Annotated in this window: 11 protein-coding genes, 1 tRNA gene and 2 pseudogenes; 9 read left to right on the top strand and 5 right to left on the bottom strand. The window is 37.2% G+C overall.

Translation table 11 applies throughout. From position 1 onward, the window contains the following. Positions 1 to 565: 565 nt before the first annotated feature. Entirely contained in the window at positions 566 to 1,999 is a 1,434-nt protein-coding gene (locus tag AC2VNP_RS18900; protein WP_486918809.1) for a hypothetical protein, read from the top strand. A 266-nt stretch (positions 2,000 to 2,265) separates the two neighbouring features. Here the strand turns inward: AC2VNP_RS18900 and AC2VNP_RS18905 are convergent, their stop codons facing one another. Next, complete coding sequence (locus tag AC2VNP_RS18905) at positions 2,266 to 2,592, bottom strand: helix-turn-helix domain-containing protein (protein WP_486918891.1); 327 nt, start codon at positions 2,590 to 2,592, stop codon at positions 2,266 to 2,268. A 43-nt stretch (positions 2,593 to 2,635) separates the two neighbouring features. Here AC2VNP_RS18905 and AC2VNP_RS18910 point away from each other — a divergent pair. Both AC2VNP_RS18910 and AC2VNP_RS18915 read left to right on the top strand, forming a co-directional pair. Beyond that, positions 2,636 to 2,960 (top strand): annotated as a pseudogene (locus AC2VNP_RS18910) (ATP-binding protein); the annotation flags it as partial. A gap of 594 nt (positions 2,961 to 3,554) precedes the next feature. Next, a pseudogene (locus AC2VNP_RS18915) lies at positions 3,555 to 3,734 on the top strand (tyrosine-type recombinase/integrase); the annotation flags it as partial. A gap of 100 nt (positions 3,735 to 3,834) precedes the next feature. On the opposite strand, the gene AC2VNP_RS18920 reads toward AC2VNP_RS18915, so the two are convergent. Next, positions 3,835 to 3,931 (bottom strand) — tRNA-Sec (locus AC2VNP_RS18920). A gap of 153 nt (positions 3,932 to 4,084) precedes the next feature. Between AC2VNP_RS18920 and AC2VNP_RS18925 the strand changes: the two genes are divergently transcribed. Together AC2VNP_RS18925 and AC2VNP_RS18930 are read left to right on the top strand one after the other, a co-directional pair. Further along, the gene (locus AC2VNP_RS18925; RefSeq protein WP_486918810.1) at positions 4,085 to 5,224 is read left to right on the top strand and encodes a DUF3900 domain-containing protein; all 1,140 of its coding nucleotides are present in this window, start codon (positions 4,085 to 4,087) and stop codon (positions 5,222 to 5,224) included. A gap of 92 nt (positions 5,225 to 5,316) precedes the next feature. Next, entirely contained in the window at positions 5,317 to 5,775 is a 459-nt protein-coding gene (locus AC2VNP_RS18930) for a divergent PAP2 family protein (protein WP_486918811.1), read from the top strand. Between the two features lie 37 nt (positions 5,776 to 5,812). On the opposite strand, the gene AC2VNP_RS18935 is transcribed toward AC2VNP_RS18930, so the two are convergent. Continuing rightward, positions 5,813 to 6,991: an ATP-binding protein gene (locus AC2VNP_RS18935; protein ID WP_486918812.1), complete on the bottom strand. Its 1,179-nt coding sequence runs from the start codon at positions 6,989 to 6,991 to the stop codon at positions 5,813 to 5,815. Positions 6,992 to 7,233: 242 nt separating this feature from the next. Between AC2VNP_RS18935 and selB the strand changes: the two genes are divergently transcribed. Next, on the top strand, positions 7,234 to 9,129 hold the full coding sequence (gene selB, locus AC2VNP_RS18940; protein ID WP_486918813.1) for a selenocysteine-specific translation elongation factor: 1,896 nt from the start codon (positions 7,234 to 7,236) through the stop codon (positions 9,127 to 9,129). Positions 9,130 to 9,198: 69 nt separating this feature from the next. Here selB and selD read toward each other — a convergent pair whose 3' ends face one another. Continuing rightward, complete coding sequence (gene selD / locus AC2VNP_RS18945) at positions 9,199 to 10,251, bottom strand: selenide, water dikinase SelD (protein ID WP_486918814.1); 1,053 nt, start codon at positions 10,249 to 10,251, stop codon at positions 9,199 to 9,201. Positions 10,252 to 10,368: 117 nt separating this feature from the next. Between selD and AC2VNP_RS18950 the strand changes: the two genes are divergently transcribed. Both AC2VNP_RS18950 and selA read left to right on the top strand, forming a co-directional pair. Beyond that, on the top strand, positions 10,369 to 10,605 hold the full coding sequence (locus tag AC2VNP_RS18950) for an Rdx family protein (protein ID WP_486918815.1): 237 nt from the start codon (positions 10,369 to 10,371) through the stop codon (positions 10,603 to 10,605). A gap of 199 nt (positions 10,606 to 10,804) precedes the next feature. Then, positions 10,805 to 12,202, top strand: a complete 1,398-nt coding sequence (gene selA, locus AC2VNP_RS18955; protein WP_486918816.1) for an L-seryl-tRNA(Sec) selenium transferase — start codon at positions 10,805 to 10,807, stop codon at positions 12,200 to 12,202. A gap of 70 nt (positions 12,203 to 12,272) precedes the next feature. Here selA and AC2VNP_RS18960 read toward each other — a convergent pair whose 3' ends face one another. Further along, positions 12,273 to 12,410, bottom strand: coding sequence for a small acid-soluble spore protein P (locus AC2VNP_RS18960; RefSeq protein WP_216827852.1), 138 nt, complete (start codon positions 12,408 to 12,410; stop codon positions 12,273 to 12,275). 147 nt (positions 12,411 to 12,557) lie between these two features. On the opposite strand from AC2VNP_RS18960, the gene AC2VNP_RS18965 reads away from it, so the two are divergent. Beyond that, entirely contained in the window at positions 12,558 to 12,812 is a 255-nt protein-coding gene (locus tag AC2VNP_RS18965; protein ID WP_486918817.1) for a DUF2524 family protein, read from the top strand. Positions 12,813 to 12,881 lie beyond the last annotated feature (69 nt).

Below are 12,881 nucleotides of genomic sequence, written 5' to 3' on the forward strand. Positions count from 1 at the left end.
AGCACGTGCCTCCCGAGAGGTTTTTAAGTTCTATATGGTCTATACTTTATAGCATCAAAGAGAGCTGTATAGTGCTTTGTATTAAGCTTTTGATAATTTATTGTGATCTTGAGTTTCGTTAAATTTTTTAATTTGTGCACCAAGCTCGGCACCGATTTTAGATTTTAAAACAACGTAGAATGTTAAGATGTTGCAGTTGTACAACAATGGCAAAATAAGAAATAAGATTATACTTAGATCTGACTTACCTCTTGATCTTAAGAAATTGGGTAAGGTAGAGTCAGACCTTAGTTCTTTTAAAGAAAAATGAATTAGCTGAACAAAAAATGAAGTAAGCAATGATGAACTTTTTAAACAGCTGCTTTGATATCTTCCCACTTGATAATGATTTATTATAATTTGTTAACTTTAAGTTATATTATTAATTATATTAACGTTTGGTTTACAAGTGGGGAGCAATGGGTTATTATGGTGATTATGGGACTTTTGGCCTTGGGAAAATATAATATTTTTTTAAGGTGTGATTTTTATAGAAGAGATTTTAATTTGAAAAGGATGGAATTTAATGAAGTATATCAAACTCAGTATCTTTGTCCTACTACACATTAGTGTCTTATTAGCTTGTTCGGAAAATACAAGCACCGAAGTCAAGGGATTAATCGGAAAATGGATAGAAGAGACACCTGGACAGTTGATTTTAGAATTTATGGAAGATGGCACTATTATTTATGAAACAGACGAAGGAAAAGAAGAGGCTGAATACCAAATTAGTAAAAACAAAGTTACGATTAACTTAAGCGAAGAATCATTAACATATAATTACAAGGTCGATAATGATGAACTTATGCTTAGCAACAAAGAGGAAGAACTGCTATTTGTAAAAGAAACATCTGATAATACAAGAGTTATTGAAGAAGAAGCCGTAAGAGAACCGGTTGATGAAGTTAAACTAGTAAAACAATTTTCAGAAATAATATATACCATTTATCAACTAAGTTTCGAGCAAGGGTGGTCATTAGAAATTCAGGAACCGGATTATCAACTAATCTTGGATTCGATCAGTGATTTTGCTACAGAAAACTTTGTAAACATACTTTTAGAAGACAAAATAGATGCTTTTATAATGGATGGGGGTATAGGAGGCCTGTTACTTGGTAACGTGCAACCCGAAGTAAGAATAACATCAGAAATGATTGATGATGATTTGCTGAAAATAGATACACTATCTTTTGCTACTATGGAAGGAGCGGGAGGAGTAATTACAATCTTTGCTATGTATGTTGAGGATAAATGGTTAATAGATCGGTTTGAGTTTATATCTTATGACTTAGATTTAACATGGGAAGAAGCAGAGAGATATTTCGAAAAAGAAAATATGGTAGTGACAAGAATTAGAGAAGATATGGAAGAATCCCTTGTTTATTATTTTGAAGAAGTAAATAGTAATAACGATTTCCCGATCTTCAAAGTGTATTCAGACAGTGGTTTAGTTATCGACTTACCGCGATCCTATTTAGAAGATTCTACTAAAGAGCCAGCTGCTAACTTTGGTTCATCTTCAACGTCAGACGGAATTGGATATAATATCCCAACGTTGGAGGACCTTCGAACATCCTTAAAAAATGTCAAGTTAAGTTTCAAGGGAGAACTAATTAGTATTGAAGACTGGAGTGTAGAAATCATTAATAACAATTTAATAGTTGAAGCCTTACATATTCCAGATTCAACGCTTGAAGTATTTGATACCATTCATGCTGCTAATGAACAAGAACTTGTAAGAGATTGGGGAAGAAATCTTGTAAATAATATTACCCAGTACACTTCAGCCAATAATTTAACTTGGTCGTTAGATGTAGGTACAGACTGCTACACATTTGAACCAACCTCTTTTGACCAGAAAGATTTGATTGAATATATGGGGTCTTGTGGTTTTAGTTTTCCAATTGTTTTTGCAAGTGATAGATTTATAGAACCAATGGTATTTTTTGAGGAGTTTTGATCAAATTAAATATTTATTTACTCTGACTTTCCATTTAAGCGGCCTTAGTTCTTAATTCAACAGGACTAAGGTTGTTTTGTTTTTTTACATTTACGTTGTAATAACTAATGTATCTTTTTATAGCCTTGAGATACTGTAAAGAGGGGAGCTAAACCGAGGTCTAACTCTTCAAGTTGCTATTTGACAACTGAGATGACAAACATAGATAATTATGCAATTTATTATTCTATATAAATATAACTGAATATTTTTCAAGTCTAAGAATCTTATGCTTTGTGGCAATTTTTTGCTACCAACTCTTTCATAATTCTTTTTGCTCTTATAAAATCTAAAGCTTCTTTTAATAAATCATCTTCTAATAGTTTATTGTCGATAATAAGTTTATTTTCACCCTTAATTAAACCGATATCAGAAACATGGTGAACAAATGTTGAGTTATTTTTATCTGAAGCTTTGTCAGGAATATCTGAATAACCGACGAGGTAATCAATAGACGTCCCAAATAAATTAGCAATATTCTTTAAGGTATCTATTTCAGGATTACGAATTCCGTTCTCATAACCTGATACGGCTACTTTGGATACCCCTATTATCTCACCGACTTCTTGTTTACAAAGACAATTGCATCATTTAAGAATGTCCGAAACATCTGAGGAGCTGCCTTCTTTTTTAAGGAAAGCAGAGTTACACTCATGGACCTATCAAGAGTTTCTTCGGGAATTACTTTCTTATGAGGAAAAGCGCCGGAAGAAAAGATGATCGCAAAACACTTGAAGTGGGCAAAGTTTCCTTATCAAAAAACTCTTGATGAGTTTGATCTTAAAGAATTGCCATCACTTAGTAAGAGACATTAAGACAGCTACAAGAGCTCTCTTGGCTTGAAGAATTTTTTAATCTAATATTTTTAGGGGCGCCAGGTGTTGGCAAAACGCATAAAGCTATTGGGCAAGCCCTTTCTGCCGAAGGTAATACAGACTAAATGAAGCAGATACATGGAAGGAAAGATTGTATTCTTACCTGGGGAGGTCTGATTGGTACGCCAAACTCCTTTGGTAACCTATTTAGTGATAAATAGCTGAACAGTCAGAAGTCAGCAGACGTCATAGTACTTCATCAACTCGAGATGATGAAGGAAGGACTGAACAATTAGGAAGAATGAGAACTCGGCGTCTAATTCCTATGTTGAAACAGACAATCCAAGAGGACTTACTTGAAGGAGGAAGTGGTGAATACACGGGGACTTCAAGAGGTTGGAATAGGAATTGAAACAAAACAGACAAACTCATTCACGTGGAAAGGAATATCGAAATGTTAATGGAACGAATACTATCACGAGATAAAATGGCAAAGACCGGTATCTATTTATGGGGAAACGATTAATGGAATTTCTAAAAAAACATCAAGAAACGTATCATTCGCTGAAAGAAGAATTGGGAGAGACTTTGAATCCGTTGGATCTTGTTTTTTACAATTCCAAGGGAAATTATATTGATCCAAGAGAAGTATCCAAAGCATTAAAGGTAGCGATTAAAAGAGCAGTTCTTCAGATAGCCGTTTTCATGACCAAAGGCATTCACATGCGACGATTTTGCTTCAAAAAAACGTCCATCACAAAATTGTAAGTGATCGTTTAGGTCATTCGAAATCTTCCATTACAGTGGATTTATATAGTCACGCTGTTCCATCTCTTCAGGAAAGTGCTGTAGACGTTTTTGATCAAGTATTCGATGAATAACAAAATCGGCACCGTTTCGGCACCGGTGCATAAAAAAAGGGTCATCCTTCCCTCTCTCAAGATAAGAGGGGAAGGACTAAACCCTTGATATGTAAGTGTTTGGCGGGACTGTGTGGGAATCGAACCCACCGGAGACAGCACGTGCCTCCCGAGAGGTTTTGAAGACCTTGGGGGACACCAGTACCCCAGCCAGCCCCGTATAGATACTTGCGGACAACTAAACACTATTATAGTATTTTTCGTCCTGTTAATTCAAGAGTTGTTTTTTCTTGAGGTTAGCGGTTGACGCTGGAGACGCCAATACCTATACTAAATAAGTTATCATTCTATACATAAATTAGGTGAAGTAAATGGACTTTGATATTCAATATTTATCATTCTTCGTCATTGATAGTGAAGGACAAGGGGAACAAGGAGCGAAAAGCTACAAACATTATCAAACGTTAGATGAAGTTTCTTACGTAAATCATCCTTTAAGTGACTTTCTTGAAGGGGAGTTAATGAAAATTTCTAAGAGAAAAGTTGAAAGGCATCCAAAGTCTGATCAAGTCCCTACGAAAATAGGAAGGTTTCTCGTGGAAGAAGGGTATGACTTAGCATCAAACCCGAATTACAATCAATTTAATAAAATTCGTAGTGCTGAGTCCTCGGACGATTTTCAACATAGCTGCGAACAATTGGTCCGATCCTATATGGATACAAGTTCGATCCGAGGAGGCGCATTAATTGTTGCTAGAGCTAAACTAAATAAGTATTTCGATGAACCATTTGTTTTCGTTTTAAAATGTGATTTTGAACCGAAAGTAGCTACCATTACAGATGAAAGAAGTTTGATCCAACAGGTTGAAATGGCGATAACAACCAAAAATATGAAGTCGATCCAATACCCCTACATGCCAGAAGAGGGGATGATCGAAGAATGGGAGTTAAAAATTCATCAATCGTCTCACTCCCGTTATTTCGAAGATTTCCTGAAGTTTGTAGAGTATGAACGATCGATGCCTGAAATTGTGAAAGATCAAGTGATTACGATGGCAAAGCAGTATTATGAAGATACGGGAGTTATGCCTAACCTAAAAATTACACAGCCTGAGGAAGAAGAAACCGAAGAAATCGAAGAAACGGAAGCTATAAGTCCTGCTGAAGCACCATCACCACCACCACAAACGGATTTCGATACAACGATGGAAGTGTGGGCGACAACGCCAAAACGGGAACTCCAAGAGCAGTGGTCAGCCGAACAAGTGATGGAAGCGTCTTATCATCTTGTCGAACAAATTCCTGAATTAGACTTATCGTTTAAATTAGATCATATCGGAATTAAAGCACTTCTTTCTGACTTTGGTGTCAACGTTCATATTGGAAAACAAAATGGTCGGTATTATGTATTATTAGAAGGGGACAGGCTGGAGTTTGGCAAAGGGGCGTCACCCGTTGAATTTTTACGACCAAATGAAATGAAAGACATCATCGATAAATTTGGGAAGTAATTAGAAAGAAATCCACTATCCTCTTCTTTATTTTTTGTTTATCAGCATAGAAACTTATGGATAACAAACAATAAGAGATGAGGTGATAACGGGTGAATAAAGAAATTACAACGGCACTAACGACGATCGGTATTGCGCAGTTACTGAAAGTTCCTTTGAATAAACAAGCGACGGGATCGTGGAATTGGAAATCAGTTATTGAAAGTGGGAATATGCCAAGTTCACACTCTGCAGGAGTTACCGCATTAGCAACGTACGTTGGTTTAAAAAAGGGATTTACTTCTGTCGATTTTGCGTTAGCAGCGGTGTTCGGCATGATTGTCATGTATGACGCACAAGGTATTCGAAGACAAGCTGGGGAATTGTCAATAAAGGTAAATCATTTGGACGATGAAATAGAACGACTAGCGGGACATGACCGGCATGCAGCACATGAAGAAGAGGATCGTAAGTTAAAAGAAATGTTAGGTCATCAACCACGCGAAGTCTTTGCTGGAGCGTTATTAGGTGCTTTTACGGGAGCGATGAGTTACTTTTTAAATAAGAGATAGAGGCTATATCCAATGGATATAGCCTCTCGTTTTTTTATTATTTTTGCTTATTTTCAATTGGTAAGTGAACGGTAACGGTGGTACCACTGCCAAGTTCACTATCAATATGCAGGGAACCGTTATGATTTTGGATAATCTTATACGAAACCGTCATTCCGAGACCTGTCCCTTTTTCTTTCATTGTAAAAAACGGCTCGCCAATTCTTTGCAGGCGTTCTCTCTCAATGCCACAACCTTCATCGATTACTGCAACGCAGATGTTTCCTTCGTTTTGAAAAATCTTTACCTTAATGAGGTCACCTTCAATAGAAGCCTCAATCGCATTTTTAATAATATTAATAAATACTTGCTTAAGATGGTAGGCTTCACAATCAATGAGAGGGAGGTCGTCTGCTGCATCCACTTCTATTTTAACCCCAGTCAATTTTGCCTCGGAGATCATTAAATCGATAACACTTCTTAATAAATTAACGATATTATTTTGAGTAAAGGCTTCTTTTTGAGGCTTCGCAATTAATAGAAGTTCATTTACAATAATGTTAATCCTCTCTAATTCTTTATCCATAATTCCTAAATAAAAGTCATTATCCCCTTTATTTTCCTGGATTAATTTAACAAATCCTTTTAAAGAGGTTAGGGGGTTGCGAATTTCATGAGCCACACCGGCAGCTAATTGTCCTACAACTGATAACTTTTCATTTTTCGCAATCAATTCTTCCGCGCGTTTAATGTCAGTCACGTCTCTTCCAATAACGACTAAGGATTTGCGTTTTCCTTCTTTAGTGAACAAAGGGACTTTAATGACTTGAAAAATTCTTTCTCCTTCTTCTAGTTGGAGAACTTCTTCGAATTGTATTGGTTTTCGCTTAGCCCATGCTTCTTCGTCTGTTTTAACACACTCTATGAAGTGCTCACGATAGTCAGGGTATAACTGACTAAGTTCTGCATCATTCTTTCCAGAGTAGTCATCCTCGTGCAGATCATATAATTTATAAGCAAAGTCATTTAGTTGGAGCCAACGATTTTCACCATCTTTTATAGAAATAAAATCTGACATCGCATTAATAAAAGAGGACAGCATTTCGCGTTCTTCTTCAACTTTTTGCATTTTATATTGGTTTTTAAATAATATAAAAAAAAGTATTCCTGACACAACGATAAAGAACCAGCCTTTAAAGGTTCTCCATATCGTATCAATATTACTTGACTGCTCCATATGAGTTAGAAATAGGTCCGTCCCGAGAATCCAAACGATCCCTAATATAATGTATAGTAAGGGAATTTTATAATAAGGTTTAGTTTTTAATAAGCGATTTAAAGCTTTCATACTATCCGCCTTTCTCCATCGATTCAAGCCCTATTATAACACTTGTTCCACAAAAGGTTATAAGATAATTAATGTAAATATTTTAGCTTCTATAAAAAATAGTTATAATAGGGTGAAATGAGCTAGTTGGGGTGATCAAGATCAAAACACATTATACAATAGGTTTAGCAGGGCACATCGATCATGGAAAAACATCATTAACAAAAGCACTAACGAATATGGAAACGGATCGATTAAAAGAAGAACAAGAGCGAAATATTTCAATAGAGTTGGGGTATGCTTATTTTCAACTTTCGGACGAATCTGTCATCTCAGTTATTGATGTGCCAGGACATGAGCGGTTTATACGGCAAATGATTGCAGGAGTTGCCGGTATTGATTTAGTGTTGCTCGTTGTTGCAGCGGATGAGGCTGTGATGCCGCAAACGAGAGAACATATAGAAATTCTCCGCCTTCTTGGTATTGAACGCGGAATAATAGTAGTTACGAAAATAGATAAAGTTGATGAAGAATTACTAGCGTTAGTTGAAGAGGATATTCGCTCAGAATGTACAGGGACATTTCTCGAGAGTGCCCCAATCTGTAATGTAGACAGCGTTAGTTTAAAAGGGATTGATGATTTAAAGCAATTAATTAACAATGAACTCCACTTTGTAACACATCGAAACTCAATGGGTCCTTTTCGTTTGCCTATTGACCAAGTATTTTCTGTTCAGGGACAGGGAACTGTAGTACGTGGAACGGTTTATGAAGGTAGAATAAGAGAAGGTGAATTTCTTGAAATCTTACCATCGGAACAAAAGACACGAGCACGGCAAATTCAAGTCCATCACCAGCCTGTTCAAGAAGCAGCAGCTGGTCAAAGAGCGGCAATCAACATCGGAGGTTTATCCAAGGATGAGGTAAAACGAGGAGATGTTCTCGTTTCTTCACAACATTACACGGTAACGACGATAATCGATGTCTCTTTACAAGTTGTAAAAAAATTAGATTATCCTGTCAAGCAAAGAGGGTACATAAAAGTACATATCGGCACTGCGGAAGTCTATGGTAAGATCGTTATGTTTGATCGAAATAAACTTGAGGAAAAAGAAGAAGTACTTTGCCAATTGCAGCTCGAAGAACCAGTCGTTACAAAGCGAGGGGACCATTTTATATTAAGGCGTCCTACCCCTATGGAGACGATCGGCGGGGGAATAGTGATAAACGCAAATGGGCAAAAGTACCGTTTCGGTGAAAAAACAGTAGAAATGCTTAAACGTAAACAAGCAGGTGAACCAAAAGACATCATAATCGAAGTTGTGAAAACGCAGCAAAGTGTTACTCATGAACAATTATTAATTCAATCTGCAATTGATGAAGAGGAATTAACAGTTATCATGGACCAACTCCTAGAGACAAATAAGATCATAGAGTGGGAGAAGGGACAATTTACATTACGAACTCTTTATGAGAGCACGTTGTTACAAATGAAAGAGGACCTCAGACAATTTCATGAAACTAACTCTATGCAAATCGGTAAAAAAAAGGCAGAAATTACTCAAAGTTTTGGAACAATCATTCAGCTCAAACTTCTAGAATATTTTATTCAGTTAGCTGTTGAAAAGGGTGAAATTACGAGAGAAGGACCTTTTTTAGCGTTGAAAGAATTTACACCATTTATCCCTAAAACATGGGAAAAGCGGATCAACTTTATTTGTTCGGGCTTAAAAGAAGAAGGCGTGAATGTATCACCGTTAAGCGACTGGTTTACACGGCAGCAAATTCCATCAGACCTTCAAGAGGAGATTAGGCATTTCTTGGTGCGAAACGAACAACTATATGCCCTCGATGAAAAACACTTTATTCATGAGGCTGTTTTAAAGGAAACAGTTACCCATTTACAAAATGGAACGAGTAAGGAATTTTCGCTCAAAGATGCAAAAGAAGTCTTGAATGTTTCTAGAAAGTATCTTGTTCCGTTATTAGAACTGCTAGATCGGTTAGGTTACACAACCCGACAAGAGCAAAATCGAGTGTGGAAATAGTATAAAAAGCCAGGTACCCTAAACTTGTTAAGTTTGAGGTACCTGGTACCCTTATGTCTAACGAAATAGTTACTTTACATATATTGCTTTTTCCTGGTTCTCAATTACATTACCAATGATCCTTGCCTCGCGAATTCCCTTTGCTTGTAGCTCATTAATATAGAGTTCCGCTTCTCTTTTAGAAAGGCTGATGAGTAACCCGCCGGAAGTAATCGCGTCACAAAGAATGGCACTCGTACTTTCTGGCAGAGAGTCGTCATAGTGAACGACATCCTCTAACCACTTTGCATTAGCCTTAGAGCCGCCAGGAATAATTCCTTTATTAGCTAACTCATATGTCCCATCGAGTAGAGGAACAGACTCATGATTAATAATAAAGCTAACCTCACTAGCTTTTGCCATTTCAAAAGCATGCCCTAACAATCCAAAGCCTGTTACATCAGTTACAGCATGTGGTCGATAGGGAGATAACGTTTCAGAAGCCGTTTTATTTAATGTAGCCATGACTTCGGTAACGTTTGCTTCTTGTTCTGCTGTTACAGCATTTCGTTTAATCCCTGTTGTTAGTATTCCTACTCCAATTGGTTTAGTTAGAACTAGTACATCACCGTGTTTTGCACCATAGTTTTTAAACACTCGTTCAGGGTGAACAAAGCCAGTAACAGATAGACCGAACTTGGGTTCTTGATCATCGATAGAATGTCCGCCGATGATAACCGCACCAGCTTCTTTCACTTTGTCCGCTGCGCCTAACAATATCTGGGCAAGCATTTCTTCTGGAAGTTTCTTAATAGGGAAACCAACTATATTTAAAGCCGTTTTCGGAACTGCTCCCATTGCATACACGTCACTTAATGCATTCGCAGCAGCAATTTGACCAAACATATAAGGGTCGTCAACAATCGGTGTGAAATAATCAACCGTTTGAACGATCGCTAGGTCCTCTGTTATTTTATATACACCAGCATCATCAGATGTTTCTAATCCAACGAGAACATTAGGATCTTCAGTCGTTTTAGGTAAATGGCACAAAACTTGCGCCAGGTCTCCTGGACCTAATTTGCATCCTCAGCCAGCTTTTGTAGACATTGCTGTAAGGCGGATTTTTTCACGTTCGTCCATGTTCTTCTCCTCCTTCCACCTTCATTTAATCTTAGTATAATGAATGTTTTTGCATACTGGCAAATGATACCTTACAATGGAAGGTGAAATACAATGATGAAGGGAAGGTTGTTTTTTATGAATTATAAAGTATCTGTTCAATTTTGCATGATGTGAAACTTCGCACCTAAAGCCGCAAGGTTTGCGGAAGAGTTATTTAATCACTTTAGAGGCAATATTGAAACATTAGAGTTAATCCCAAGTTCAGGTGGTGCTTTTGAAGTAACCGTGAATGGAGAACAACTCTATTCGAAGCTTGAAACAGGTGAATTCCCTGAAACAAGTCTGATTATTGACAAAATGGAAAAAATGTAAGAAACGATATAATATAAAAAGGCGTTTTGTGGGGGACAAAAGCCCCGTGAGATGCAAGTATTAAATAGTAATGGAATTATAACCTGACTGGTAACCTTTATGTGGAAAATATGCTAGTTAAACGAAAAGAGGCTGACATCAGGATACAGCCTCTTTTTCATGGTTATTATGTAACGAACGAACGAGAAGAGGGTTTTCAATGAATGAGTTAATGAGACAACTGCCTCCAATTCACGAAATTCAAAAACATGAAAGGTTTTTAGCAATAAAAGATAGGTACAGCCTTTCACAAGACCAATTAACTGCAATGGCTAAGGAAGTGGTAGCACATATTAGAAAAGAATTGCTCAATACTTCTGACAGCGAGTGCACTCTAGCCCCCGAACAAATTCAGCATCGTATTTTTGAGGAACTTGAAAAGAAAGTGAAAGAATTTTCAGCTTACTCTCTTCAACGTGTCATTAATGGTACAGGAACCATCTTACACACGAATTTAGGCAGGGCGAAGTTAAGTGAAGAAGCCATTGATCAAGTTGTTATGGCAGCAAGAAATTACTCTAACTTAGAATACAATATCGAAAATGGGACGAGAGGCTCAAGGCACGATATTATTGAAAAAGTAATTAATACCGTTACCGGTGCAGAAGCTGCGATGGTTGTGAATAATAATGCATCAGCAGTATACCTCATTCTAAAGGCATTAGCGCAAGAAAAAGAGGTAATCGTTTCTCGAGGTGAATTAGTTGAGATTGGCGGCTCTTTTCGAGTCTCTTCGATTATGGAAGAAAGCGGAGCAACACTTGTGGAAGTTGGTACAACAAATAAAACGCACTCGTATGATTATGAAGAAGCGATAACAGAACAAACCGCTATGATAATGAAAGTGCACACGAGTAATTTTAGGACGATTGGGTTTACCGCGTCTGTTCCTTTAAAAAATCTTACATCAATAAAAAAGAATCACCCTCAAGTACTATTGTATGAAGACTTAGGAAGCGGTGCTCTTCTTGACTTTCGTGATTTCCACATTGGGGAAGAGCCAACGGTCAAGGAAGCATTAGGAAATGGAGCAGATATCGTATCCTTTAGCGGAGATAAGCTTTTGGGCGGTCCACAAGCCGGTATTATCGCTGGAAAAAAAGCCATTATTCAACGCTTGAAAAAACATCAATTAGCACGAGTACTTAGGGTCGATAAAATGACACTAGCAGCACTTGAAGCTACGTTAAAAGCTTATACAAATTCTGATGAAATGCGAAATGAAATACCTACTGTTAAGGCCATATTAGAGTCTAAAAGCAGTATTCAAAAAAGAGCCATGCAATTTTTAGAAAAAGGACAAGGTCTACCATATCACTTAAAACTTGAAGAAGGAACATCACAAATTGGTGGTGGAACGATGCCAGGAGTTGAATTAGGCACTTTCTTAGTGTCCATTGCAAGGAAAGGGTGGAGTGCACAGCGGTTATTTAACGAATTGCGTTTAAGTGAACCTTCTATTGTTACTCGAATTATTGACGAGAAAGTTCACATTGACTTACGTACCATTACAGAGGAAGAGGTGGATATTATCATTACCACGCTTCAACGTCTATAAAAAATCAGTAAATTATGTCATTGATAGCCATCAGTGGAAAAAACCTTCTCCACTGATGGAAATTCATCTATTAACCCTCACCATCGGTTTGGCCAACGTGATTCCGTTGTTTTACTTTTTTAGAACCTTTCATTGGTGCCGGTTGACCAGGGTTCTCTCCTTTAGGGGCATTCTTGCGGATATCTTTGTAAGAATTGTGTTCTGCCATAATTTATCCCTCCTTTATTTAAACAAGCATCGGATAGCATCTAAATAACTTACAGTAATAGTATCTAAAATCTTTATTCGGTTTATTCGATGAATAAAGCAACATAAAGTAATGAAAAATAAAATGAGATTATTGAGGAGGGATACTATGCCTTATCATAAAGATAAACAACAATCGTTCCAAGCCGCAGAACAAGCTTTTGTTCAAGCCCAAGAAGCGACAGCTTCCATTGACACAACTAGGGCAGATTATGGACATAATGTAAAAAGAGCAAAGCAAGAAATAGAAGAAGCATTTACTCAAATCAATAAAGCCTTAACCAATGCATCAGAACATCAAAGAGAACAGCTAAATAAATACGAACAGGACTTAGAGCAGTTACGAAGTCAAGTCCAAGAGTAAACGTCAACATAACATGAAGCACCCCCAATTTAGTCAAAAATCTAAATTGGGGGTGCTTTTCTGTTAACT

The sequence above is a fragment of the Alkalihalobacterium sp. TH-98 genome, from assembly GCF_057473385.1.

Coding starts and splice junctions, on each gene's coding strand:
- AC2VNP_RS18935 (WP_486918812.1), bottom strand. CDS start 6,991: ATGGAGCAGTCAAGTAATATTGATACGATATGGAGAACCTTTAAAGGC.
- AC2VNP_RS18965 (WP_486918817.1), top strand. CDS start 12,558: ATGCCTTATCATAAAGATAAACAACAATCGTTCCAAGCCGCAGAACAA.
- AC2VNP_RS18900 (WP_486918809.1), top strand. CDS start 566: ATGAAGTATATCAAACTCAGTATCTTTGTCCTACTACACATTAGTGTC.
- AC2VNP_RS18925 (WP_486918810.1), top strand. CDS start 4,085: ATGGACTTTGATATTCAATATTTATCATTCTTCGTCATTGATAGTGAA.
- selA (WP_486918816.1), top strand. CDS start 10,805: ATGAATGAGTTAATGAGACAACTGCCTCCAATTCACGAAATTCAAAAA.
- AC2VNP_RS18960 (WP_216827852.1), bottom strand. CDS start 12,410: ATGGCAGAACACAATTCTTACAAAGATATCCGCAAGAATGCCCCTAAA.